We start from the raw sequence: 23,368 nt of genomic DNA on the forward strand, positions 1-23,368 counted from the left end.
CCCTGCGGCGGCTGGCCAGCGGTCTCGACGGCTGGTGAGATACTGAAGCGGCATGGACTTGTGGGGCGCAGGCGCAAACGCTGGAAGGCGGCAGGCAATGGCCCATGGCCGGAAGCTTCGGAGCCGAACGCGGTGTGGACCGGGGACCACAAGGGCTGGTTCCGGACCCGCGACGGGTGGCGCTGCGAACCGCTGACGGTGATGGATGTGTCGAGCCGCTACCTGTTGGGGCTCGAGGCAACGAGTTCGACGGCGGATGAGGAGGCTTGGCCGGTGTTTGAGCGGTTGTTTGAGGAGAACGGCCTGCCCGATCGCTTCAGAAGCGACAATGGCTCACCATTTGCGTCGACCGGCGTCACCGGGCTGGCGCCGCTTGCGGCGCGCTTCATCAAGCTCGGCATCGCCCTTGAGCGCATCCAACCGGGCAAGCCGCAGCAAAACGGGCGCCATGAGCGTTTCCACCTGACCATGCTGCCGATGGCCAAGGCACCGGAGGCCGACAGGGCGGCTCAAGCCCAGGCGTTCGAGGCCTTCCGGCGCAGCTACAATGAGGAGCGCCCGCACGAGGCGCTTGGCATGGACACCCCAGCACAGCATTACCGTCCCTCGACCCGCCCCATGCCCAAGACGACCCCCGAGCCGGATTATCCGGCCGAGGCGGCAGTGCGCAGCGTGCGCCAGAACGGCGCCGTCAAATGGCAGGGCGCCGAGATCTACGTCTCGGCCACGCTGGCAGGCGAGCCGATTGCCATCGAAGAAACCGAGAACGGCGAATGGGCGATGCGCTTCTATGCCCATCCGCTCGGCTTCATCGACCACAAGCACAAGAAACTGGTTCGCCGCAGCGCAGCGCCAACCCAACCGCTTGGCGCTGCGACGAACCTATCATAAGGGGGAAAACTGTTACCTATGTATCCGGTTCAAAGTGTTACCCATCTATCGGCTGGACACCGGCAGGACAATGAGGGGCGGCGCCGACCTCGACAAATTGGCGCTCCCCGCTATGAGTTGGAAAGGTCGCTGGCTTGAGGCGATTGCCTTCCCCTTGCGTCGGTCTCGCTTTGATGGCTGACTACAGCGCCAGAGCATTTCACCTTTCACGGAAACGGCGAACCGTTCTAACTCTTTGTTTTGACGCAATTCCCAAGGGAAAGCGCTATGCGCTTTTCCCGGGAAAGCTGCTTCACACCTTTTCTGGAATTGCTCCTAGGCGCCGCATTGGGGGATGGGCATGGCGACGGCGAAACATGTACTAAAGCGCATATTGATGATGCTTGCCGGCTACTTCGTGTCGGTGCTGGTTGGCCTGATCGCCATCGCGGCGATCTATGCCGCGCTCAGTTCCTTGCCCAACGCGCCCGACTATTTCGACGTCATGGGCGTCTCGCCGATCGCGGTCCTGCTGGTGCCGCCACTCGGCATGTTCGTTTATTTCCTGACGATCGTCGTGACCGCGCTGCAGACGCTCATCTTCGCGCTGATCGCCGAGTTCTTCTCGCTGCGCAATGTCCTGCTGCACATGCTCTTCGGCGCCGCTGCCGCGGTTGGCGGTTTCGCCCTGATCTGGCCGAGTGCGCCGGAGGACATGGACCCGCAGCGCTGGGTCGACATCGGCATCATCGCCGCCGCCGGCCTTGTCGCCGGGTTGCTCTATTGGCTGATCGCCGGGCGGGACGCCGGTTTCCGGCGGCCGCTGCTGGAGCGTTAAATCAACTCGACGGCGAACGCACCGCCTCGGTGGCGTCCAGGGCCTGCTTGAGCCGCGAGTCGCGGTCGTAGACGTCGCCGAAATATTCGACCTTGCCGGACAGGTCAGGCCACGCGGTGAAGTAAGCGACGTACACTGGGATCGTGCGTGTCACGTTCTCGGTCGCGTGGCCGTGCTTCAGCTTCTCGGCGATATAGTCTACCGAGGTACCAAGCACCGCCGCCGCCATGCCGCGCGGATCCTGCAGCCGCACGCAGCCATGGCTGAGCGCGCGCATGTCGCGCTCGAAGAAGGATTTCTGGGGCGTGTCGTGCATGTAGATCGCGTGCTTGTTGGGGAACAGGATCTTCAGCTCGCCCAGCGCATTGGCCTCGCTCGGCTGCTGGCGCACGCTGTAGGGGATGTTCGAGCCATAGGCGCCCCAGTTGACGGCCGACGAAGGAATGCGCTTGCCGCGCGAATCCGTCACCTCGTAGCCGGCCCGGTCGAGATAGCCAGGATCGTTGCGCAATCTCGGCAGCATTTCGTTGACGATGATCGACTGCGGCACGCCCCAATAGGGGTGGAAATCGACCTGCTTGATCTGGTCGTAGAAGAAGGTGGTCTGGTTGGTGGTCCTGCCGACGACGACACGCGTCTTCAGCTTTTCCTCGCCATTGTCGATATAGCTCGCGGTGAAGGCCGGCTGATTGATGAAGACACGCGGGCTGCCGAGATCGGAAGGCAGCCAGCGCAGTTCCTCCAGCGCCACTTCCACCTTCAGCAGCTTGTCGGCCTTGGAAGTTCCAGCCAGCGACGACACGGTGCGCGGACCGATGACGCCATCGCCCTTCATGCCGGCCTTTTGCTGCACGGCCTTGATGACCGGAATCAGTTCCGGATCATAGACTTCGCTGGTCGCCAGCCTGGACAGGATCTCGCCATAGGCGCCGCCCATCTCGTCATCGAGATTGCGCGCGATCAGGGTCAGCAGCTTCGGCAGTTCGGGGCTGATTTCGCCCGGCTTCAGCAACAGCTTGGGGTCGACGACGATTTCGTTCTCGGCGCTGGCCTGCAGGGATTCCAGTTCGACGCGCAGTGCCTGGTATTCCGCATTCTGCGGGTGCCGCGATTCAAGATAGGTGCGCACTTGTTGGGTATGGGCCAGCGTTTTCAACACGCCTTGCAAGTCGAGCGGCTTGGCCGGGAAATCATAGTAGCCGGTCATGCGGTTGGGCTCGACGCGGCCGTTCTGGGCGTCATGGGCATAGCGCAGCACGCGCGCCGACAGCGCCATCTCGAAACGGACGAGTTCTTTCAGTTGTGCATTGGCGTCGGCCGTCGATGTGCCGGCAGCGGGCACTTCGACCGTATAGTCGGCGGGCTCAAGACCGTAGCTCGCGGCCTCGCCGAGCACGCGCACCGCATCCTGCGCACGGCTGTTCAGGCTGGTTCCTGTCACCCAGATGAATTCCGGATTGGCCGAGTAATAGGCGATCAGCGCCTTGGCGATGTCGGGCTCGGCATAGAGTTCATAGTCACCCAAGCTGGCAATGGCATCACGGAAGGCGGCGCCCGTGGCTGACGGAACGAAGGCGGCGTCCTGTGGGGTTGCCGGCTGCGGTGCTGCCGTCAGCGCCGAGAAGTCGATACGGATCAGCCGATCGGCCTTGTAGGTGTAATAGGATGGGCTGCTGATTTTGACACCACTGCCGCCCGGCACGTTCGGCTTTGGCTTGTGCTTCGGTGGCGGGGGCGGGAATTCACCTTGCGGAGCCTGCCTGACGCCGCCCCCGAAAAGCATGTCGAAAAGCCCCTGCGCGCCTGCCTGCGGCACACCGAAGGCCAACGTTGCCGTGATCGCCATAAGCGGCATCACGGTTGCCCTGTTTCCGAGGAATTTCATGGATCACCCGCTCCGGCCGCAACCGGTTCCCGTTCCGCACGTCAGACCGTCTCGCTCACCGCATGGCGGATGTAAGGCGCGACTATACTGATTCATACCGATTTCGTTAAGCTTTCATAAATTTTGGAACGTCTGTTGCAGAACAGTTTCACAACATCGTGACGGCTGGAGCGGAGGTGCTTGCGCTCCAGCCGGGAATCCGTTGCGGATCAGGCGTTGGCGCCGCCATCGATGGTCAACGCGGCGCCGGTGACGAAACGGCCTTCCGGGCCCGCCAGCCAGGAAACCATGCCGGCAATGTCCTCGGCCTTGCCGAATCGCGGCGTCGCCATCTTCCGGCGCTGGTGTTCGGCGTGCGGGCCGTCGGCCGGGTTCATGTCGGTGTCGGTCGAACCGGGGTGAACGACATTGGCGGTGATGCCGCGTGGGCCAAGGTCGCGCGCCAGCGCCTTGGTCAGACCGACCAGCGCTGCCTTGCTGGCCGAGTAGGCTGTGAGGCTGCTGTCAGTCGCCCGCTCGGCAAGATTGCTGCCGATCGAGATGATGCTGCCGCCCTCGCCCATATGCGCGGCTGCTGCCTTGGACGCGATGAACGGAGCCCTGAGATTGACCTCCATCGTTTCATCGAAATCGGCGAGCGACAGCGTGTCGATCGGTGCGGTGCGCCAGATACCGGCGCTGTTGACCAGGATGTCCAGCCGGCCGAATGCGGTCACGGCTTCATCGACGGCCTTGTCTATGGCCACGGCATCGCGATTGTCGGCCTTTATCGCGATGGCGCGGCCACCCTCGGCCTCTATCTCGGCGACAACAACGCGGGCCTGCTCCTCGCCATGCACATAGGTCAGCGCGACGCTGGCGCCGTCGGCCGCGAGCCGCCGCGCAATCGCCGCACCGATGCCGCGACTGCCGCCGGTGACGAGCGCGGCCTTGCCGCCCAGTTGGTTGGATGACATCGATTTCTCCTTTTTTGTAATGATCGATACATAAATATCTGTCAGCCTTGCCCGCCTGCGTCAACTGAATTATGTATCGATCAACACAGAAAAGAGCACGATGTCGGAACGAGGCCGTCCCCGCACCTTCGATCGAACCTCGGCATTGCGCTGCGCGATGGAGGTTTTTTGGGCCCGTGGCTACGAAGGCGCATCGATGAGCGAGCTGACCGCCGCCATGGGCATCAACTCGCCAAGCCTCTATGCCGCTTTCGGCAGCAAGGAGGCGCTATTCCTTGAGGCGACTGACCTCTATTCGCGCACCGAGGGTGCCGATATCTGGCTGGCGCTGGAGGAGGCGCCGTCCGCGCGGCTGGCGATCGAACAGTTTCTGTGCCGGACGGCGAAAGCCTATGCACAGACCGATCGTCCGCAGGGCTGCCTGATCGCGCTCGGCGCGCTGCATCAGGACTCGAGCCGCGGCGCCATCTGCGATGATCTGCGCCGTCGCCGCGCCGAAAACCATACCGCTCTGCAGAAGCGTCTCGAGCGCGGCGTTGCCGAAGGCGAGCTGCCGGCGGACTTCGACTGCCATGCTGCCGCGACCTTCTTCGCCACGGTTCAGCACGGCATGTCGATCCAGGCGCGAGACGGTGCATCGCACGATGCGCTGCTGGAGACCGTGGCCGGGGCCATGGCTGCCTGGAAGACAATGGCCGGCACCGACGCGGCGTGACAAACGCCGGCTGGTGTGCTCGAAATCCGCCAGCAACGCCGGGAGGGACGAGAGCGTGAAAAAGGGTTATCGCGAACTGCTGGACGAGGCGAACGCCGAGATCGAGGTGGTTTCGCCGGAGGAAGCAGCCGGGCTGCTCGATGACGAAGACACCATCTTCGTTGATCTGCGCGACCCTCGCGAGGTGGAACGCGACGGCAAGATTCCCGGCGCCAAACATGTCACGCGCGGCATGCTGGAATTCTGGATCGATCCCGAAAGCCCCTACCACAAGCCGTTCTTCGCCTCGGGAAAGAGCTTTGTCTTTTTCTGCGCCGGCGGCTGGCGCTCGGCGCTGGCCACCAAGACAGCACAGGACATGGGGCTTTCGCCGGTCAAGCACATCCTTGGCGGCTACACCGCCTGGAAGGCTGCCGGACTGCCGGTCGAACCCGGCGAAAAGAAGAAATAATCTCGACCGCCGTTCAGTGCAGCAGCAATGGCTCGCGATGCGTCACGAAGCCGACGGCGCGTTCGACCACACCCTTGTCCGCGAGAATGCGGCGGTGGCCCAGCCCGTCGGCCCAGTAGAGCCGCACATGGCCGCCGGCGCCGGCATAGCGCCTTGCATGATCAGCCGAAACTTCGCGATCGTCCGGTGCGTGGATGACCAGGGTCGGCACCGGCGCATGGGCAAGCTGGCGGTCGCCGGTGAACTCGTGCAGCGGCCGGCCGGAAAGATGTTCGACTCGGTCCGCCATGGCGGCTTGCGAGCGCGGTCCGACATTGAGCATGCGGCTGAAGTCGGCAAAGATCGCCGGCAGGGAACTTGGCGCTGCGATCAGAACTAGGCGTCCGGCTGCCAGCGGCGGGATGTTCTTGACCGAACCGGCGATGGCATTGGCGGCGACGGCGCCGCCGAAAGAATGGCCGACCGCTGCGACGAACGGGCCGAACCACTCGCCGGCAACCCGCACCGCATCAACGGCATTGACCATGTTCAGGCGCCGGCCCTGCGACTGGCCGTGGCCAGGCAGGTCAAGCGAAACGACCCTGTAGCCGGCGGCGCGATAGCCTTCGATCAACGCGCGCATATATTCGGTGCGTGAGCGCCAGCCATGGACGACCAGCACCGTGCCTATGGCTACCCTGCCCGGCTCCGGCCGGAACTCGTGCACCATGACGCAGCCGGTTGCGGTCTTCAGCCGGTGATGGCGCGCCTCAGTCATGAACTCGGCAGCGCGATCGATAGCGCGGCGTTCGCCATCGCTGAGCGCCTTGACGCTCGGCGTGCGGCAGAACAATTCGAACGCCGCGCGTCCGGTGAGCCGCGGCGCGACATGCTCGGCCGCACTAAACACGCCCCGGATGACCTTCAGCCAGAATGATGCCATAGTGAGAATCCATCCATACGTTCAAGCATGAACATAATAGTTCAAAGATGAACAATAAACAAGAGCTACCTTGGGACAACCCGCGTTTTCGCAACTGGGTCGCGGTGGCGCGCGCCTGCCATGTGCTGGAGCGCACGCTGGCGGTGAAGCTGGCGCCGCTCGACCTGAAGCCGGCGCAGCTCGACGTGCTGATGAACCTCTATCGCCACCCTGGCATGTCGCAGCACGACCTTGCCCGCAAGCTGCTCGTTGGCCGCTCCAACATCACCATGCTGTTGCCGCAGCTGGAGGCGCGCGGCCTGTTGCGCCGCGAAGGCGACGAGAAGGACAAGCGCATCTTGCGTCTCGCCCTGACCGAAGCCGGCGAGGCGCTGCTGATGCAGGCGCTGAAAGTGCATATGGCGCTGATCGAGAAGGCGATGAGCCAGTCGACGCCGGAGCAGTGCGACATGATCGGCGAGCAGATGCGCAAGATTTATGATGTGCTGAAAGAGGCGTAACGGCCCTTTCAGCCGAACCTACCACATCGACTTCTTCGCCCGCTCCGGCCATTCCTTGTCGTAGGCTTCGCCGTCGATGTTCTTGCGGCTGGTGATTTCCAGGATCTGTCCGGGCGTCGGCAACGACTTCGGGTCGACATGCCTCGCCGGATTCCAGAGTTCGGAGCGGACGATGGCGCGGGCGCATTGGAAATAGACCGTATCGATATCGATAACGGTCACCGAGCGTGCCGCCTTGCCGTCCACCATGAATGACGCGCACAGCGCTGTATCCGTGGTGATATGAGCGCGGCCATTGACGCGCAGCGTCGTGCCGGAGCCCGGCACCAGGAACAGCAGGCCGACGCGTGGGTCGCGGATGATGTTTCGAAGCGAATCGGCACGGTTGTTGCCGCGCCGGTCCGGCATCATCAGGGTTTTCGGATCGTGGATGCGCACGAAACCGGCGAGATCGCCGCGCGGCGAGCAATCAAGCCCCTCCGGCCCGCTGGTCGCCAGCGCGACGAAGGGCGAGGCTTCGATGAAAGCGGCATACTCTGGAATGACGTGGTCGAGTTCCTTGACCAGGGAGGCCTCGCCTGGAACGCCATAGAGTGCCTCGAGCTGCTCGACCGTGGTGATGACGGACATCTTCTTCGTCTCCAAACCTTCGCCGGCGCTACTCCACATCGATGACGTTTTGACGACAGCGACGGGAGCATGATGCCGAAAAGTGTGAGCGGTTTTCGGACGACATCATGCTCTTTGCCTCTAGCGGTCCCGGCTCAAGCCCTTTTCCGCAAGCTCGGCCAGATAGGCGTCCCAGCGTGCATCCTTCTCGTGGCCGAGTGTGTGCAGGTAGTTCCAGGTGAAGATGCCTGTGTCGTGGAAATCATCGAAGGTGATGCGCACGGCATAGTTGCCGACCGGTTCGATCTTCAGGATCGCCACATTGCGCTTGCCGGGAACCGTCACCCGCTGTTCGGGCGAATGGCCCTGCACCTCGGCCGATGGCGAGGCGACGCGCAACAACTCCGCCGGCAGTTCGAAGGGCTGATGATCGGGGAATGTGACGGACAGCAGTTTGCGGTCCTTCGAGACCCTGAGTTCTTTCGGTGCGGTCATGCTGTGCGATCCGTATTATCCACCCCTTCCCTACGCCGCTTCGTCAAACGGGAAAAGGTCTGATAAAACCGACCGACATGCTATGTCGGCGCAGGGATGTTACCAAAGATCGACAGCCGCTATCTTGAATGAACGGCTGGATCGTATCACATAGCGGTATATAACGAAGCCGTTCACGGCCACGGAAAGCGCTTGAAGCATGGACATGATCGATCCTTTCGGCCGCACGATCAGTTATCTCCGGGTGTCGGTCACCGACCGCTGCGATTTCCGCTGCACCTATTGCATGGCCGAGGACATGGCCTTCCTGCCGAAGAAGGACCTGCTGTCGCTGGAAGAACTCGACCGGCTCTGCAGCGTCTTCATCGAAAAGGGCGTCAGGAAATTGCGGCTGACCGGCGGTGAGCCGCTGGTGCGCAAGAACATCATGCATCTGGTGCGCCAGCTGTCGCGGCATCTCGAGAGTGGCGCGCTGGAAGAACTGACGCTGACCACCAACGGCTCGCAACTGTCGCGCTTTGCCGCCGAACTCGCCGATTGCGGCGTCAAGCGCATCAACGTCTCGCTCGATACGCTCGACGCCGACAAGTTCCACAAGATCACCCGCTGGGGCCATCTCGACAAGGTCATGCAAGGCATCGATGCCGCGCAGGCGGCCGGGCTGAAGGTCAAGCTCAACGCGGTGGCGCTGAAGGATTTCAACGACGCCGAGTTGCCCGGGATGATGCGCTGGGCGCATGGCCGCGGCATGGACCTGACGGTCATCGAAACCATGCCGATGGGCGAGATCGATGCCGACCGCACGGACCAATACCTGCCGCTGTCACTGCTGCGTGCTTCGCTGGAGCGCCAGTTCACGCTGACCGACATCCCCTTCAAGACGGGCGGCCCGGCCCGCTACGTCCATGTCGCCGAGACTGGCGGCCGCCTCGGCTTCATCACGCCGATGACGCATAATTTCTGCGAAAGCTGCAACCGCGTCCGGCTGACCTGCACCGGCACGCTCTATATGTGCCTCGGTCAGGAAGACGCCGCCGACCTGCGCGCGCCCTTGCGGGCCTCCGAAGGCAACGAACTGGTCGCCGAGGCCATCGACGAAGCGATCGGCCGCAAGCCGAAAGGTCATGACTTCATCATCGACCGCCGCACCAGCCGCCCATCGGTGTCGCGCCATATGAGTGTGACTGGCGGCTGATCTTTTCGTGAAATTCGTGCAAGATCGCCCCGAGGTCATTTGCTTCGAGGCGCGATATGCAACGGCGTTCTTCATTCCTGGCGTTTGTTACAGCAATTGCGGCGACCAGTGCGGTCGCCGCGCCGTTCACCTATGTGAACGAGCGCTTCGGCACGGTCTGCACCTTTCCAGATGATGTCTTCACCGATCGCCAGCCTGAACCGGACAATGGCGACGGACAGGTATGGCTGACCGCCGATGGCGCCAGCCTGATCTGCTCGGGCATCCTCAACATCGACGACGAGACGCCGAAGGGTTTTGTGGCTGCCGAGAAAGCCAGCGGTGAAGCCGGCTACAAGATCACCTACAGCAAGGCCGGCAAGGACTGGGCGGTGCTGTCGGGCTTGAAGGACGGAAAGGTCTTCTACGAGCGGCGCCTGTTCGGCGGGGATGGCGTCATCCGCACGGTGAGGGTCGACTATCCGCCAACCCTCAAGTCGAAATACGACCCGCTGGTCGGCGCCATCGCCGGCAGTCTCAAGGGGCCATGACGGTTTCGGACCACACCCCAGAAAAAGTCTTGTTCGCGAACCGCAGCCGGATTTACGGTCAGCTTGTTCCAGCCTAGCCTTCCCCTGGAAGCGGCTCTTCGCTCACAGGGGGAATACATCATGCGCAAACTCGTTCTTTCTCTTGCATTGCTTGGTCTCGCTTCCGTGCCCGCGGCCGCCCAGTCGATCGGCGGCGCCTACACGGTCGCCGGCACCAACTTCGACGGCTCCGCCTATGGCGGCGAGGCAACCATCACACTGACCAGCGGAACGACCTGCACCATCCACTGGGAGACCGGCGGCTCATCTTCCGACGGTATCTGCATGCGCAACGATGACGCCTTCTCCGCCGGCTATGTCATGGAAAAGGATATCGGCCTTGTCGTCTGCAAGGTGATGGACGACGGCTCGCTGCACGGCCTGTGGACCATCGCCGGCAAGGAAGGCAATGGCACCGAGGTGCTGACGCCGAAGAAGTAAGTTCTGCCGTCATTGCAGGCACTCTTCCGGGCCACAAACAAGGCTGTGGCCCAGCCCTTTGCTATTGCTGTTTCATGCCCGGCTGTTACAGGCTTGCTGCAAAGCATAACCGGTAGTCGCCTTGCCCCTGTCTCCAAATCTACGCGGCGCGTTGTTCATGGTGGTGGCGATGGCCGGCTTCACCCTCAACGACGCCATCACCAAATACTCGTCGCAATCGATGAACATGGCGCAAGTCATGTTGATCCGTGGTGCGTTCGCTTCGCTTTTCGTCGGCTTGCTCGCCTGGCAGCGCGGCGCGCTCGCCCGCCCGGGCTCGATGCTGCAGCCGCTGGTGGCCATGCGCGTGATCAGCGAGGCCGGCGCGACGGTGAGTTTTCTCGTCGCCCTCGCCCATTTGCCGATCGCCAATGTTTCGGCGGTGCTGCAGGCGCTGCCGCTGGCGGTGACGATGGGGGCAGCTCTTGTCTTCGGCGAGGCTGTCGGCTGGCGACGCTGGCTGGCCATCGCCATCGGATTTGCTGGCGTGCTGATCATAGTGCGGCCTGGCTTCGAAGGGTTCAGCATCTACTCGCTGTCGGCACTGGCCAGCGTCGCTTGTTGTGCGGTGCGCGATCTCGCCACCAAGCGGATTCCCAAGGCCATTCCGACATTGCTGGTGTCGGCCGCGACCGCGCTTGCCATGACCATTGTCGGTGCGGCGCTGTTGTCGCCGATGGGGGGCTGGACACCGATGACAGGCAACAGCACAGCCTTGTTGGCCCTGGCTGCTGTCCTGGTGCTCATCGGCTACCAGTTCATCATCATGGCGATGCGCTCGGGCGACATCTCCTTCATCGCGCCGTTCCGCTACACGGCCCTGATCTGGTCGATCCTGCTTGGCCTGTTCATCTTCGCCGATATTCCCGACCTGCCGATGATCGTCGGCGCCACGATCATCATCGGCTCCGGCCTCTATGCGCTTTACCGCGAGCGAGTGGTCGGCAGGCGAAAGATCGTCGCCGAAAGCACCGGACCAACCATGGTGCCGGATGGAATCTAGCCTGTTCATTTGAAGGTTCTTGTGATTTTCGGCGGCAGGCGTACAGGCTCGATGGCATGAAGCGAGATGTTGCGGGGATCATTCTGGCCGGCGGCCAGTCGAGACGGATGGGCGGTGGCGACAAGACCCTGTTGCCGCTTGGCAGCGGTCGCGTGCTCGACCAGGTCATCTCGCGCTTTGGCCCGCAGATTGGGGCTCTCGCGCTTAGCGCCAACGGCGATCCGGCGCGGTTCTCGCGCTTTGGGCTGCCGGTGCTTGCCGACACGGTGACCGGCTTTGCCGGGCCGCTTGCCGGTATCCTGACCGGCCTCGAATGGGCCGCGGCCAACACGACTTGCAAGGCGATCGTCACCGCTGCCGGCGACACGCCCTTCCTGCCGCTGGATCTTGTCGAGCGACTGGCGGCCGCCACCGACCGACATCCCGGTTCGATTGCCGTTGCTTGTTCGGCCGGCAAGCGGCACCCGACCTTCGCGCTCTGGCCAACGGATTGTCGCGACGCCCTGCGGCACTTTCTGGTCGATGAGGATATCAGGCGGGTTTCGGCTTTCATCGACCGGCACGGCTTTGTCGAAGTGGAATTCCCGGTTCTGCAGTCGGCGAGGGTCGACCCTTTCTTCAACATCAACGAGCCTGACGATCTTGCCTCCGCCGAACAGCTGTTGCAGAGCATGAAGCCATGAACAGACGCGTCTTCGGCATCACCGGGTGGAAGAATTCCGGAAAGACGACTTTGACCGAAAAGCTGGTCGCCGAACTTGTCCGGCGCGGCTGGAAAGTGTCGACGGTGAAACATGCCCATCATGCTTTCGACATCGACAAACCAGGCGCCGACAGCTTCCGCCATCGGCAGGCCGGCGCCACGGAAGTCGCGATCGTGTCGGGAACCCGCTGGGCGCTGATGCATGAGCTGCGCGGTGAAGATGAGCCGACGCTGGAGGTGATTCTATCACGGCTCGCGCCTTGCGATCTTGTGCTGGTCGAAGGCTACAAGCGCGAGGCTCACCGCAAGATCGAAACCCGCCGGCTGGACGCGAAGGACCGCACGCCGCTTTCGGCAGGTGATCCCAACGTCGTTGCTGTCGCCGCCGATTTCACAGCTGAAGGCGAGCGCCTGCCGGTGTTCGATCTCGACGATGCAAAGTCGATAGCCGACTTCATCGAGCGCACCACTGGGCTCGTTGCTTGAGCGCTGACGCAGCGGCAGAATAGCCTTGCCCATTTTTGTGGTTTTGCAGTTGCTTTTTTCTTTGAAAGAGTGGGAGTATCGCGCCAGCGGGCGGTCAAAAGCACCGCCCCACAGAGCCGTTTGGAACGACGGCCGGGACCATAAAGAGAGGACTATCATGCGTATTGCACTGCGTATCGCGCTCGCCGCTTCGGCCGCGCTGCTGACGCTCGGCGTAGCCCAGGCCCAGGAAAAGACCCTGCGGATCGGCACCGAAGGCGCCTACCCGCCATTCAACAACCTCACCGCCGACGGTAAGCTCGTCGGCTTCGACATCGACATCGCCAACGCGCTTTGTGATGAGATGAAGGTCAAGTGCACCTTCGTCGCCCAGGATTGGGACGGCATCATTCCCGCCCTTCAGGCCGGCAAGTTCGACGCCATCGTCGCCTCGATGTCGATCACACCCGAGCGGAAAGAGAAGGTCGACTTCTCGAACAAATACTACAACACGCCATCGGCGCTCGCAGTGCCGAAGGACAGCACGCTGAAGGGCGTGACCAAGGAAGATCTCGCCGGCAAGACCATCGGCGTCGCCACCACCACGACGCATTTCAACTATGCCTCGAAGACCTACACCGACAGCACCGTCAAGGGTTATCCGAGCAGCCCCGAGGAGCAGGCAGATCTCGCCAATGGTCGTCTCGACGCCATCCAGGACGATATCGTCGTGCTGCAGCAGTGGCTGGATTCGCCCGATGGCGCCTGCTGCAAGATTCTCGGCCAGCCGTCGCCGCAGCCGGTCGAGACATTCGGGCCGGGCGCCGGCATTGCCGTACGCAAGGGCGAGACTGACCTCGTCAACAAGCTCAATGCGGCCATCGACGCCATCCGCGCCAATGGAAAATACAAGGAAATCAACGACAAGTACTTCAAGTTCGACGTCTACGGCGCCGAGTCCTGATAAATTGGGTCAAGACGGCGGGGAATTTCCCCGCCGTCTTTCATTCGTCTCGGGAGCGCCGTGGAGATAAGACCTGTCAATGCCAGCCCAAAGCATATGGACACTTCTCAGTTGGGGACCCGATGGCTGGCTTGATGATATCGCCTATGGCGCACTGATCACCATTGCGCTCGCGCTTGCCACGCTGCCCATCGGACTGACGATCGGCTTTTTCATTGCACTCGCCAAGCAGTCCGAAGAGCCTTCGCTGCGCCTTGCCGCCAACATTTACACCACGGTGTTTCGCGGCCTGCCGGAGCTGGTGACGCTTTTCCTGTTCTTCTTCGGCATGCCGATCCTGCTGCAGCATCTCGTCAGGTATTTCCGGCCGGACGCCACCATCGACGTCAACAGCTTCGTTGCCGGCATGATCGTGCTTGCACTGATCTTCTCGTCCTATGCCAGCGAGGTTTTCCTGTCGGCCTTCCGCGCCATTCCCAAAGGCCAGTATGAGGGCGGCTACGCCATCGGTCTTTCGAATTGGCTGACCATGCGCAAGGTGATCGTGCCGCAGCTGCTGCGCATCGCGTTTCCCGGACTGGAGAACTGCTGGCTCAGCCTGCTCAAGGACACGTCCCTGGTGTCGGTCGTCGGTCTCGCGGAGACGCTGCGTAACGCCAGCATTGCCGCCCGCGTCACCAAGCACGCTTTCCTGTTCTTCGGCGTCGCCTCCTTGGTCTTTCTTGGCCTGGCCGTCGTGTCGTCCTTCGCCACCAGCGCCATTCTGCGCTCGCTTGGCCGGCGGGAGGCGCAGCGATGAGCGCCACAGCCGCCATGGTCGAACGGCCCCCGCCACGGGCGCGCGGCTGGCCGCGCAGGCGTATTGTCGGTTATGCGCTGGTTTGCTTGTGGATCGCTTTCGGCCTCGGCATCGTCAGCTATCTCTTCCTAGCCTGGAATCCCGATTTCTTCGCCAGATATGCGCCGGCCTATTTGCGAGGGCTTGGGGTAACGCTCTCGCTGGTTTCCATATCGATGGTGCTCGGCGCGATCCTGTCGGTGCCTGTCGCTTACGGGCGCATGTCCAGCAACCGGATCCTGTCCGCCCTCGCCTATTGCTACGTCTATTTCTTCCGCGGCACACCGCTCTTGGTTCAAACCTATCTGGTCTACTATGGATTGGGCTCGTTCCGGGTCGAACTCCAGTCGGTCGGCCTCTGGGTTTTTTTCAAGGACGCGTTCAATTGCGGCGTCTTTGCCTTTGCGCTCAACACCGCCGCCTATCAGGCCGAAATTCTGCGCGGCGCCATCGAGAGCGTGCCTCGTGGGCAATGGGAGGGGGCGGCTTCGCTTGGCCTGCACAAATTGCAGACGTTGCGCAAGATCATCCTGCCCCAAGCGTTGATCGTTGCCTTGCGGCCCTATGGCAACGAATTGATCCTGATGGTCAAGGCGTCCGCCATCGTCGCCATCATCACGGTCTATGATCTGATGGGCAATGCGAAGCTCGCCTTCGCCAACTCGTTCGACATTCAGGCCTATATCTGGGTCGCTCTCGTCTATCTGGTGATGGTCGAGATCCTGCGCCATGGCGTTGAATGGATCGAACGCCGGATCACCGTTCACCTGAAACGCTGACCATTTTCAATTCGGCTGCACCAGTCGATCCGGCCATACGCGTCTTGACGAATTGAGCGCAGAGCCTAGAGCTTTCGCAGCAAATTCCGTTTCCATTCTGAAGGGCAGGCTCATGGCATCTGTTGCATTTCTCGGTCTTGGCGTGATGGGCTATCCGATGGCCGGGCATTTGAGGAACAAGGGTGGCCACGACGTCACCGTCTACAACCGCACCAAGGCCAAGGCCGAGCACTGGGTTGGCCAGCATGGCGGCAGCCTTGCGGCGACGCCGGCGCAGGCCGCCGAAGGCAAGGATTTTGTCTTTTCCTGCGTCGGCAACGACGACGATTTGCGTTCGGTGACGACGGGTCCCGAAGGCGCCTTCAAATCGATGAAGAAGGGTTCGGTCTTCATCGACAACACCACCGCCTCGGCCGAGGTCGCACGCGAATTGGCGGCGGCGGCGCAAGCCGGCGGCTTTTCGTTTCTCGACGCGCCGGTCTCCGGTGGCCAGGCCGGCGCCGAGAACGGCGTACTGACCGTCATGGTCGGTGGCGAGCAGGACGCTTTCGACAGGGCCAGGCCTGTCATCGACGCTTTTGCTCGCATGGTCGGTCTGATGGGATCGACCGGTGCTGGTCAGCTCACCAAGATGATCAACCAGATCACCATCGCTGGCCTCGTCCAGGGCCTGGCCGAAGGCATCCATTTCGGCAAGCAGGCCGGGCTCGACATCGAGAAGGTGATCGAGGTCATCTCGAAAGGCGCGGCCGGTTCCTGGCAGATGGAGAACCGCCACAAGACGATGAATGCCGGCAAGTATGATTTCGGCTTCGCCGTCGACTGGATGCGCAAGGACCTTGGCATCTGCCTGGCTGAAGCCGACCGCAACGGCGCCAGATTGCCGGTGACAGCACTTGTCGACCAGTTCTACAAGGATGTGCAGGCAATGGGCGGCAAACGCTGGGACACGTCCTCGCTGCTGGCGCGTCTGGAGAAATAGGTTTCTGGCGGTGGCAGAACTCTCGCCTCAATCCAGTGCCGCAGAGATTGTCGCACATCTGCGCGTCATCGGCTCGGAGGAGAACCGCGTCGGCATGTTGCGCTACGGCATCAAGATCGAGCGCGCACTTGGCATTTCGCACGGCGTGCAGCGGCAGATCGCCAGGAAGATCAAACGCAACCACGAGCGCGCCTTCGATCTGTGGGAGACGGGTATCGTGGAGGCGCAGTTCATCGCTTCCGTCACGGCTGATCCGAAACGATTTTCTGCTGCAGATGCAAGAAGATGGGCGGCGTCTTTTGATTCCTGGGATATCGTCGACGGCGTCTCCGACCTCTTCGTCGACACCGACGCCTGGAAGGAACTGATCGAGGAGTTCGCGGCGGACGAACGCGAGTTCGTTCGACGCACGGCCTTTGCCATGATGGCCTGGTCTGTCGTTCACCGGAAGAAAGAACCGGAGACAAGCTTCCTCGACTTCCTGCCGATCATCGAAGCGCATGCCACCGACAGCCGCAATTTCGTGAAGAAAGCCGTGAACTGGGCGCTTCGATCGATCGGCAAACGATCGATGGCTATGCATGGCGCCGCGCTTGCCGTCGCCGAACGACTGGCGCAGTCGACCGATAGGACCGCGCGCTGGATCGGCAAGGACGCTGTCAACGAACTTTCCAATGCCAAGACGCTCGAGCGGATCGCCAAGAAAGGCTGACGCGTGGCGCGATCGACTCGCGCCAACGGTGCATCGATGGATGAGCACATAGCAGCGCACTATTGACGCAGGTCCTGAAGGCCGAGCTCTTTCCAAATCCATTCAAAACTATAGGTGGCCATCGGATTGACAGGGTCTGGTTGTTTGGCTGTCTGGTTTTCGAGATACTTCAGCCAATCGGCGACCTTCAGGCGGCCGGCCGGGGTTTTGGCGGCCTGACGCGGTGTTTTGTTCCCCAACATTGCGACGGGCTGATCAAGAGTTTCCAGATAATGCCGATCCAAGAACTCGTGAACACCCTGTTCGGCGATTTCAGGTGGCGCACTCGATGACGGCGTTTCGACATGCTTGCCAGATCGTTCGGCCAACATCTGCTCGACAGTGCGGATTTCAGTGAGGGGGGTCCGCGCTAGATCGCCGAGGGCTTGGCGAACCAAGGCCGTCCCTCTTGCAGCTCGCTCTGCGGAATTGGTGGACAGATGGAGGAAGGGCCCCTTCAGTTCGGCATTGCCCAGCACACACGAACCGCTATCCGCCGTGGTGTCGATTGTAGGCGCCTTCGCCGCTTTTGGCTTGTCTCTGCCTTGTGGTGTCTCTTCCAGCCAGTTCCAGAAGTTCGCGTTTTCCTGTGACATGCCCCGAATGGTGTTCAATCGAGAAGCAATCTCTTCCGGCGCCACGCCCGATGCCAAGGGAAAGCGGACATCATGGAATACGATGTCGTCGCCATCGCTATTTCGCAGCGTCGGCCTCTCCATCATCCTATTGAGGGTGTCAAACAACCATGACAGTGTGAACATGGATGCCGCCGCCTGCAGCTCTTCATTCCTCAACGCGGGCAGCTTCTTTGCATTTCTTTTCCCGAACGCGCCGCGCAGTCCGTCGAACAGTGCTTCCGTAGCCTGCGGCGTGAACGGCAAGACACCGCCCGCAAGGACGTTTTTGCCCATGACCGGCACGACCCGTGCAGCGATCTTATCCCACTGTTTCAACATCTTCGTGGCGGTGCCCTCGCTAACGTTGATAGGTTCACCTCCGCGGATAAGGTCACGCGCCGCAAGTGATTGTCCAGGCACGACGTTGCTTACTTCATACAGGCTCATGACGGAGGTCCGTAACGCCATCATATAAGCTTTGGATTGTGCATTTTCCTTCCAGCCTCTACGCTTGACATAGTCATCGACGATGTTGCCGGGTTCACCCTCGAAGTCCAGGCTCAGAAAGTCCTCGAAGGCGCAGCCCCAAACGGTCATCGCCCAAACCTCGCCGAGGATTTCGGTGAGGTCTTCGAAATCCATGTCGTAGGCTTCGAGAACTGGGCCGAAATGATCGTCAAGCACCTCTTCGAAACATTCGCGCCATTGCTCACGGGTAAGGAATTTCATCAGCCCCTTGAGATCATCGCTGGCTGGCATGATACTTCTCCATGTTCTGGCGAGGTCCGTGGACACGGACGCGGCCGGTTTGCATCCTATGGCCGATCGATTTTCTGCTCCACAGTCGCGACCGGGCAAGCCATTTTCGGCTCTTTCCCAAGCATTTATTCGTGTCCAGTTTCACGCGAGGTCGCTGACAAGCGCGCTACCCCACAACGGCGATCGAATTGCGCGCAAGAGCGAAAGTGTGGATTGATGGCACAGCCGGATCTGGCATCTGCAAATATGCGCTCGAATCACGACGGTTTGACTCGATCCGGGCAGCAGCTTGGCGAAGAATGGAGCCCATGAACAATCGCCTCAAATCAGTTGCGGTCCTGGCTGCGGCATTTGCTGTTTCCATCGGTGATGCCTCGGCGGAGACCGCGCACATATTCTGGAAGGATCTGCGCCCCGCTGCGCAAGCGGCCGCTGAAAACGTCGGGTTGCCGATGATCGCCGCAAAATTGCCGGATCACGGCGAGACGCTATCCCTCGATCTGCAGGACAAAAGCATTCAGTTGGCCGGCTACGCATTGCCCGTCGATCGCGACGGCGACCTTGTCTATCAGTTCCTGCTGGTGCCGTGGACGGGTGCGTGCAGCCACATGCCGACGCCGCCGCCCAACCAAATCGTTCTGGTCACGCCTTCTCGCCCCTACAAGATGTCGGAGGCCTATCAGCCGGTCGCTGTCACCGGCGCGATGAAGCCGGACATGGAGAAGAGCCAGCTGTTCATCCTCGATGGCGTCAGCGTCATCCAGTCGGGATACAGCGTCCGCAAGGCAGAGGTGATGGCCGTCGACAGCGTGCCGGACGCCGTCACGCTGCCAGTAAACTCGCCCTGGAGTTTCCTCAACAAAAAGAAGAACTAAGCGGGACAACCTTGCGCGATGATCAAGCTCAAGCTGCGTTGGCGCCCGACTCCTTGTCCAGCACCATGTAGTCAAGCGGGATTTCGGTGGTGTACTTGATCTGCTCCATGGCGAATGACGACGACACGTCGCGAATCTCGATCTTGGCGATCAGTCGCTTGTAGAAGGCGTCATAGGCGGCAATGTCGGGCACCACGACGCGCAGGAGATAATCGACGTCGCCGCTCATGCGGTAGAACTCGACCACCTCGGGAAACTCCTGGATGACTTCCGAGAAGCGCCTCAGCCACTCATGGCTATGCGAATTGGTGCGGATCGACACGAAGACGGTGACGCGCACATTGACCTTTTCATGGTCGAGAATGGCGACGCGCCGCTTGATGACGCCCTCCTCCTCGAGCTTCTGGATGCGCCGCCAGCAAGGCGTCGTCGACAGCCCGACTTTCTTGGCGACGTCGGCGACCGCGAGTGTCGCGTCCTCCTGCAAAAGGCGGAGAATTTTTCTATCAAGGCGGTCCATTTTTGTCCCTCGGGGAATAGATTGGCTATAGTCCCCCTTATTTCGACCTTTCACAAGAAAGAAATTCTGCCAATTGATGGAAAAGCGAGTGATTTCTTGCTGAAAGATCAACCGAGGCGATAGCGGATTTCCGATCTCAGGAATGGCAGCAAATCCATTTCAAACCATGGATTCTTCTTCAGCCAGCCGCTGTTGCGCCACGACGGATGCGGCAGCGGCAGCACCTTGCGGCCAACGGAATTCTCCCAGATGGCGCGCCAATCCATCACCGTTTCCGTCAACGAGGGCCGGCGCGCGGCACCCATGTGCCAGGACTGCGCATAGCTGCCAATCGTCAGCACCAGATCGATCCGTGGCATTAGAGCCATCAAAGGCGTGCGCCAGGCCGGCGCGCATTCGCGCCTCGGCGGCAGGTCTCCACCCTTGGCGTCCTGACCGGGAAAGCAAAAGCCCATCGGCACGATAGCGAATTTTTCGATGTCGTAGAATTCGTCGCTCGTCACGCCCAGCCAGCTGCGCAGGCGGTCGCCGGAGGCATCGGTGAACGGCATACCCGACAGATGCACCTTGGTCCCCGGCGCCTGGCTGGCGATCAGGATACGGGCGCTGGACGATGGCCGCAGCACCGGCCGCGGTTCATGCGGCAATGGCTTGCCGACGGGGTTTTCCACGCAGATGCGGCAAGCGCGAACCGTGGCGGTGAAGCTGTCGAGTTCGGCGGTCATGTCAGGCTGATGCGCTCGGTCGGCTGGAGACGGCCTGGTGCCAGCGCAACACATTTGCGCATTCATCCGGCACCTTGATGCGTGCCGGCTTCATGAAGTCGACGGCGATCAGGCCGGTGATGTCGGCGATCGAATAGCTGTCGCCGGCGATAAACTCCCGGCTGCCCAGTTCGCCGTCCAGCAGCCTGAGGAACTGCACAGCCTTCGGCTTGTTGGCCTCGCCCCATTCGGGGATCTGCGGGATTTCCCATTCCTTCATGGCCGGATGGATGTGGCGAAACGCCTGCGTGACGCAGCTGAGCAAGTTGAACTCCATTCGTCGCTGCCACATCTCGACCTGCGCCTTGCCGAGTGCGCCACGGCCGAACAGGGCTGGTTCGGGATGCAGTTCCTCGAAATAGCGGCAGATGGCGACGGATTCGGTGATGATGGTGCCGTCGTCCAGCTCCAGCACCGGCAGGCGTTGCAAAGGATTGCGAGAGCTGATCGCCTGTTGCCTGTGCTCGAGAGCACCCATGTCGACGGCTACCTGCGGAACCGTGATGCCTTTTTCGGCGAGGAAAACGCGGACCCGTCGTGGATTGGGCGCCCGGCCACCGTCGAAGAGCTTCATCTCCATCCTCCCATTCGTTCGCGGTCCAATTACACGATGCGGATCACCAGAAGCGAAAAATCTCGCGCGCGGCATCGCCGATCGACGCCAGTGTGCCATGTTTTCTCTCGACGACTTCGCCGTGGTGGCTGTCGCGCCATTCCTGCGGCTGGTCGAACGTACCTGCCCAGATACCGGTTTTTCCCGCATGGGCAGTGGCTTCCTCGTTCTCGAAGTCGCCATAGGCAACCGCCCATCCCGCTTCGACCTGCGCCCGATTGAGATCCTTGCCGCCGGCGGTGCAATTGCCGAGAAGCCGGCCATAGCGGTCACGCTGCCAGCCGGTACAGGAGACGGGCTGGCCGCCGATCAGGCGCACCAGCGACTGGCGCGCAAGCGTGCCGCAGGGATAATCGGCGCCGTTCCTGCGGCAGGTCTGCGTATATTCCGGAGCATCGATGCCGCGCAAGCGGATGCGCTCGGCACCAAGCGTGATCGAATCGCCGTCGTTGATGATTGCCACGCCTTGCGTCTTGCGTGTCTCCACCCGGTCGAGGCGGGCCGCCAGCAGGATCAGCAACCCGAGAATGATGACGGTAAGTCCGTAATCCACCAGCCTGCGCCACAGACTTCTGGGTGGCGCGACGTATCGCCGGCGCGGCCTCGGCGACCAGGATCGGCTCATATGGCAAACGGTTGGTTAATCATTCGAACGTAGCTTAACACTTGGAAACCGCTGCTCGCATAAATTGAAGTTTTGATGCCCTTGCAACGCTCGAACACAGCGGACAAGTTCATTGTGGACCGCAGGAAACCTCATCGCAACAACGATGTGGCGCGCGCGGTGCGCAAGACGCGTGACCGTCTTTCGCAGCAGGCCGGCAATCCCGATTTCGATCGCGAATTGCTGAAGCTCCATGCCCGCGCAATGACAAGCGGCGCCATCGCCATCCCGCTTCTCATCCTGGTGATCGCGGCTGCCGGCCGGCTAGCCGGCGTCGGCAACGAGGTCGGGCTCTGGGCGCTGTTCACGCTGACCTGCTACACCATCGTCGCCTTCATGGCGCGGCGCATCGAGCGAACGGAAGCTTCCGAGCTTAACCCTTTGCAAACACGACGGGAATTCCTGATCGGACACTTCCTTTGCGGCCTCGGCTGGGCTTGGTTCGTCTGGCTTGGCTGCGGCGCCTGCGAGGTCGACCAATTCCAGTTGGTCAAGGCGGTGGTGCTGCTGTTCGCCATGGCGGCGACCGCGGTGATGACTTCGTCCCTGCGCGGAGCGCTGTTGGCGACGTTTGCAGCTCCCGCGGCGCTCTACGCCTATGTTGGGTTCAAGCTATGGATGCCGGTTGAGGCGATCATGGCCGGGCTGCTTGTCGTGTCGCTGCCCTTCTTCGCCTATGTAGCCCGCCATCTCAACCGCTCGTCCCTCATGATGCTGTCGTTCCGCTCCGAAAAGGATGCGTTGGTCGCCGAACTGGAGACGGCGAAATCGATGTCGGACGAGGCGCGGCGCCGGGCGGAAGATGCCAATCTGGCGAAGTCGCGGTTCCTCGCCTCGATGAGCCACGAACTGCGCACGCCGCTCAACGCCATTCTCGGTTTTTCCGAGGTGATGTCGAACGAGGTGCTCGGGCCGATGAGCAATCCCACCTACCGCGACTACGCCCACGACGTGCACGAATCTGGCCAGCATCTTCTCGACCTGATCAACGAGATCCTCGACCTGTCGCGCATCGAGGCCGGCCGCTACCAGCTCAATGAAGAGCCGGTTATGCTGCTGAGCATCGTCGAGGATTGCTGTCACATGATGGAGCTGAGGGCGCGCAACAAGGATATCCGCGTCGTCCAGGATTTCGAGCATCAATTACCGCGCATGTTCGCCGATGAGCGGGCGGTGCGGCAGATCACGCTCAACCTTCTGTCGAATGCCATCAAGTTCACCGCCACCGGAGGCGAAATCCGTGTCCGCGTCGGCTGGACGGCGGGGGGCGGACAGTACATTTCGATCAAGGACAATGGACCGGGCATACCGGAAGACGAGATCCCTATCGTGCTTTCCGCCTTCGGCCAGGGCTCGATCGCCATCAAGAGCGCCGAGCAAGGCACCGGACTTGGCCTGCCGATCGTGCAAGGGCTGCTCGCCATGCATGGCGGCGAGTTCGAACTTCATTCCAAGCTGCGCGAAGGGACAGAGGCGATCGCCATCTTCCCGCTGAGCCGGGTGATGGAGGAACTGCCCGCGCTGCCGACCGCGGCGGTAGCAGCTCGGCGGCGATAAGCGCCCCGTCGACCTGGGTCGATGGTCAA

Annotated in this window: 28 protein-coding genes; 18 read left to right on the forward strand and 10 right to left on the reverse strand. The window is 61.6% G+C overall.

Annotation, left to right across the window (positions count from 1 at the left end; genetic code table 11):
• The coding region (locus tag NKI73_RS04840; protein WP_352627722.1) for an integrase core domain-containing protein at positions 1-891 on the forward strand (891 nt) is incomplete at its 5' end.
• 334 nt (positions 892-1,225) lie between these two features.
• Complete coding sequence (locus tag NKI73_RS04845) at positions 1,226-1,708, forward strand: hypothetical protein (protein ID WP_352627723.1); 483 nt, start codon at positions 1,226-1,228, stop codon at positions 1,706-1,708.
• A gap of 1 nt (position 1,709) precedes the next feature.
• On the opposite strand, the gene NKI73_RS04850 is transcribed toward NKI73_RS04845, so the two are convergent.
• Positions 1,710-3,593: a L,D-transpeptidase family protein gene (locus NKI73_RS04850; RefSeq protein ID WP_352627724.1), complete on the reverse strand. Its 1,884-nt coding sequence runs from the start codon at positions 3,591-3,593 to the stop codon at positions 1,710-1,712.
• 209 nt (positions 3,594-3,802) lie between these two features.
• The gene (locus NKI73_RS04855; protein ID WP_352627725.1) at positions 3,803-4,549 is read right to left on the reverse strand and encodes a 3-oxoacyl-ACP reductase family protein; all 747 of its coding nucleotides are present in this window, start codon (positions 4,547-4,549) and stop codon (positions 3,803-3,805) included.
• 100 nt (positions 4,550-4,649) lie between these two features.
• Here NKI73_RS04855 and NKI73_RS04860 point away from each other — a divergent pair, with 100 nt between their 5' ends.
• Positions 4,650-5,264 (forward strand): TetR/AcrR family transcriptional regulator, encoded by a 615-nt coding sequence (locus NKI73_RS04860; RefSeq protein WP_352627726.1) that lies wholly within the window; start codon positions 4,650-4,652, stop codon positions 5,262-5,264.
• A 55-nt stretch (positions 5,265-5,319) separates the two neighbouring features.
• Complete coding sequence (locus tag NKI73_RS04865) at positions 5,320-5,715, forward strand: rhodanese-like domain-containing protein (protein ID WP_352627727.1); 396 nt, start codon at positions 5,320-5,322, stop codon at positions 5,713-5,715.
• Between the two features lie 13 nt (positions 5,716-5,728).
• Here the strand turns inward: NKI73_RS04865 and NKI73_RS04870 are convergent, their stop codons facing one another.
• Entirely contained in the window at positions 5,729-6,637 is a 909-nt protein-coding gene (locus tag NKI73_RS04870) for an alpha/beta hydrolase (RefSeq protein ID WP_352627728.1), read from the reverse strand.
• Between the two features lie 47 nt (positions 6,638-6,684).
• Between NKI73_RS04870 and NKI73_RS04875 the strand changes: the two genes are divergently transcribed.
• A complete protein-coding gene (locus NKI73_RS04875) occupies positions 6,685-7,137 on the forward strand; it encodes a MarR family winged helix-turn-helix transcriptional regulator (RefSeq protein WP_023813960.1) in 453 nt (150 codons plus the stop codon).
• An 18-nt stretch (positions 7,138-7,155) separates the two neighbouring features.
• Here NKI73_RS04875 and NKI73_RS04880 read toward each other — a convergent pair whose 3' ends face one another.
• Together NKI73_RS04880 and NKI73_RS04885 are read right to left on the reverse strand one after the other, a co-directional pair.
• On the reverse strand, positions 7,156-7,767 hold the full coding sequence (locus tag NKI73_RS04880; protein WP_352627729.1) for a pyridoxamine 5'-phosphate oxidase family protein: 612 nt from the start codon (positions 7,765-7,767) through the stop codon (positions 7,156-7,158).
• Between the two features lie 120 nt (positions 7,768-7,887).
• Positions 7,888-8,241: a gamma-butyrobetaine hydroxylase family protein gene (locus NKI73_RS04885; protein ID WP_056587844.1), complete on the reverse strand. Its 354-nt coding sequence runs from the start codon at positions 8,239-8,241 to the stop codon at positions 7,888-7,890.
• Positions 8,242-8,440: 199 nt separating this feature from the next.
• Here NKI73_RS04885 and moaA point away from each other — a divergent pair, with 199 nt between their 5' ends.
• The 11 genes from moaA (at position 8,441) to NKI73_RS04940 (ending at position 16,931) form a co-directional block, all read left to right on the forward strand.
• Positions 8,441-9,436: a GTP 3',8-cyclase MoaA gene (moaA, locus tag NKI73_RS04890; protein WP_352627730.1), complete on the forward strand. Its 996-nt coding sequence runs from the start codon at positions 8,441-8,443 to the stop codon at positions 9,434-9,436.
• Positions 9,437-9,492: 56 nt separating this feature from the next.
• Entirely contained in the window at positions 9,493-9,966 is a 474-nt protein-coding gene (locus NKI73_RS04895; protein ID WP_352627731.1) for a hypothetical protein, read from the forward strand.
• A 120-nt stretch (positions 9,967-10,086) separates the two neighbouring features.
• A complete protein-coding gene (locus NKI73_RS04900) occupies positions 10,087-10,446 on the forward strand; it encodes a hypothetical protein (protein ID WP_352627732.1) in 360 nt (119 codons plus the stop codon).
• A gap of 121 nt (positions 10,447-10,567) precedes the next feature.
• Entirely contained in the window at positions 10,568-11,488 is a 921-nt protein-coding gene (locus NKI73_RS04905; protein WP_352627733.1) for a DMT family transporter, read from the forward strand.
• A 56-nt stretch (positions 11,489-11,544) separates the two neighbouring features.
• The gene (mobA, locus tag NKI73_RS04910) at positions 11,545-12,171 is read left to right on the forward strand and encodes a molybdenum cofactor guanylyltransferase MobA (protein ID WP_352627734.1); all 627 of its coding nucleotides are present in this window, start codon (positions 11,545-11,547) and stop codon (positions 12,169-12,171) included.
• The gene (mobB, locus tag NKI73_RS04915; protein WP_352627735.1) at positions 12,168-12,677 is read left to right on the forward strand and encodes a molybdopterin-guanine dinucleotide biosynthesis protein B; all 510 of its coding nucleotides are present in this window, start codon (positions 12,168-12,170) and stop codon (positions 12,675-12,677) included. The genes mobA and mobB overlap by 4 nt, the downstream gene beginning before the upstream one ends.
• 157 nt (positions 12,678-12,834) lie before the next feature.
• Positions 12,835-13,620 (forward strand): ABC transporter substrate-binding protein, encoded by a 786-nt coding sequence (locus NKI73_RS04920; RefSeq protein ID WP_352627736.1) that lies wholly within the window; start codon positions 12,835-12,837, stop codon positions 13,618-13,620.
• A gap of 79 nt (positions 13,621-13,699) precedes the next feature.
• Positions 13,700-14,419, forward strand: a complete 720-nt coding sequence (locus tag NKI73_RS04925) for an ABC transporter permease (protein ID WP_352627737.1) — start codon at positions 13,700-13,702, stop codon at positions 14,417-14,419.
• Positions 14,416-15,237, forward strand: coding sequence for an ABC transporter permease (locus NKI73_RS04930; protein ID WP_352627738.1), 822 nt, complete (start codon positions 14,416-14,418; stop codon positions 15,235-15,237). The genes NKI73_RS04925 and NKI73_RS04930 overlap by 4 nt, the downstream gene beginning before the upstream one ends.
• Before the next feature lie 112 nt (positions 15,238-15,349).
• Positions 15,350-16,219, forward strand: coding sequence for an NAD(P)-dependent oxidoreductase (locus tag NKI73_RS04935; protein WP_352627739.1), 870 nt, complete (start codon positions 15,350-15,352; stop codon positions 16,217-16,219).
• Positions 16,220-16,229: 10 nt separating this feature from the next.
• On the forward strand, positions 16,230-16,931 hold the full coding sequence (locus NKI73_RS04940; protein ID WP_352627740.1) for a DNA alkylation repair protein: 702 nt from the start codon (positions 16,230-16,232) through the stop codon (positions 16,929-16,931).
• A 59-nt stretch (positions 16,932-16,990) separates the two neighbouring features.
• Here NKI73_RS04940 and NKI73_RS04945 read toward each other — a convergent pair whose 3' ends face one another.
• Positions 16,991-18,346 carry a DUF7986 domain-containing protein gene (locus tag NKI73_RS04945; RefSeq protein ID WP_352627741.1) on the reverse strand — a complete coding sequence of 452 codons (1,356 nt, stop codon included), beginning with the start codon at positions 18,344-18,346 and terminating at the stop codon, positions 16,991-16,993.
• Between the two features lie 308 nt (positions 18,347-18,654).
• On the opposite strand from NKI73_RS04945, the gene NKI73_RS04950 reads away from it, so the two are divergent.
• Positions 18,655-19,221 carry a DUF3299 domain-containing protein gene (locus NKI73_RS04950; RefSeq protein WP_352627742.1) on the forward strand — a complete coding sequence of 189 codons (567 nt, stop codon included), beginning with the start codon at positions 18,655-18,657 and terminating at the stop codon, positions 19,219-19,221.
• Between the two features lie 28 nt (positions 19,222-19,249).
• Here the strand turns inward: NKI73_RS04950 and NKI73_RS04955 are convergent, their stop codons facing one another.
• The 4 genes from NKI73_RS04955 to NKI73_RS04970 all read right to left on the reverse strand — a co-directional run bounded on the left by NKI73_RS04955 (position 19,250) and on the right by NKI73_RS04970 (position 21,743).
• On the reverse strand, positions 19,250-19,741 hold the full coding sequence (locus NKI73_RS04955; RefSeq protein WP_006205209.1) for an Lrp/AsnC family transcriptional regulator: 492 nt from the start codon (positions 19,739-19,741) through the stop codon (positions 19,250-19,252).
• Between the two features lie 107 nt (positions 19,742-19,848).
• On the reverse strand, positions 19,849-20,466 hold the full coding sequence (locus NKI73_RS04960) for a uracil-DNA glycosylase family protein (RefSeq protein WP_352627743.1): 618 nt from the start codon (positions 20,464-20,466) through the stop codon (positions 19,849-19,851).
• A gap of 1 nt (position 20,467) precedes the next feature.
• On the reverse strand, positions 20,468-21,079 hold the full coding sequence (locus NKI73_RS04965) for a glutathione S-transferase (RefSeq protein WP_352627744.1): 612 nt from the start codon (positions 21,077-21,079) through the stop codon (positions 20,468-20,470).
• A 43-nt stretch (positions 21,080-21,122) separates the two neighbouring features.
• Entirely contained in the window at positions 21,123-21,743 is a 621-nt protein-coding gene (locus tag NKI73_RS04970) for a thermonuclease family protein (RefSeq protein ID WP_352627745.1), read from the reverse strand.
• A 75-nt stretch (positions 21,744-21,818) separates the two neighbouring features.
• Here NKI73_RS04970 and NKI73_RS04975 point away from each other — a divergent pair, with 75 nt between their 5' ends.
• Entirely contained in the window at positions 21,819-23,339 is a 1,521-nt protein-coding gene (locus NKI73_RS04975; protein ID WP_352627746.1) for a sensor histidine kinase, read from the forward strand.
• Positions 23,340-23,368 lie beyond the last annotated feature (29 nt).

It is taken from the genome of Mesorhizobium sp. M0496 (assembly GCF_040321205.1).
Taxonomy (GTDB): domain Bacteria; phylum Pseudomonadota; class Alphaproteobacteria; order Rhizobiales; family Rhizobiaceae; genus Mesorhizobium.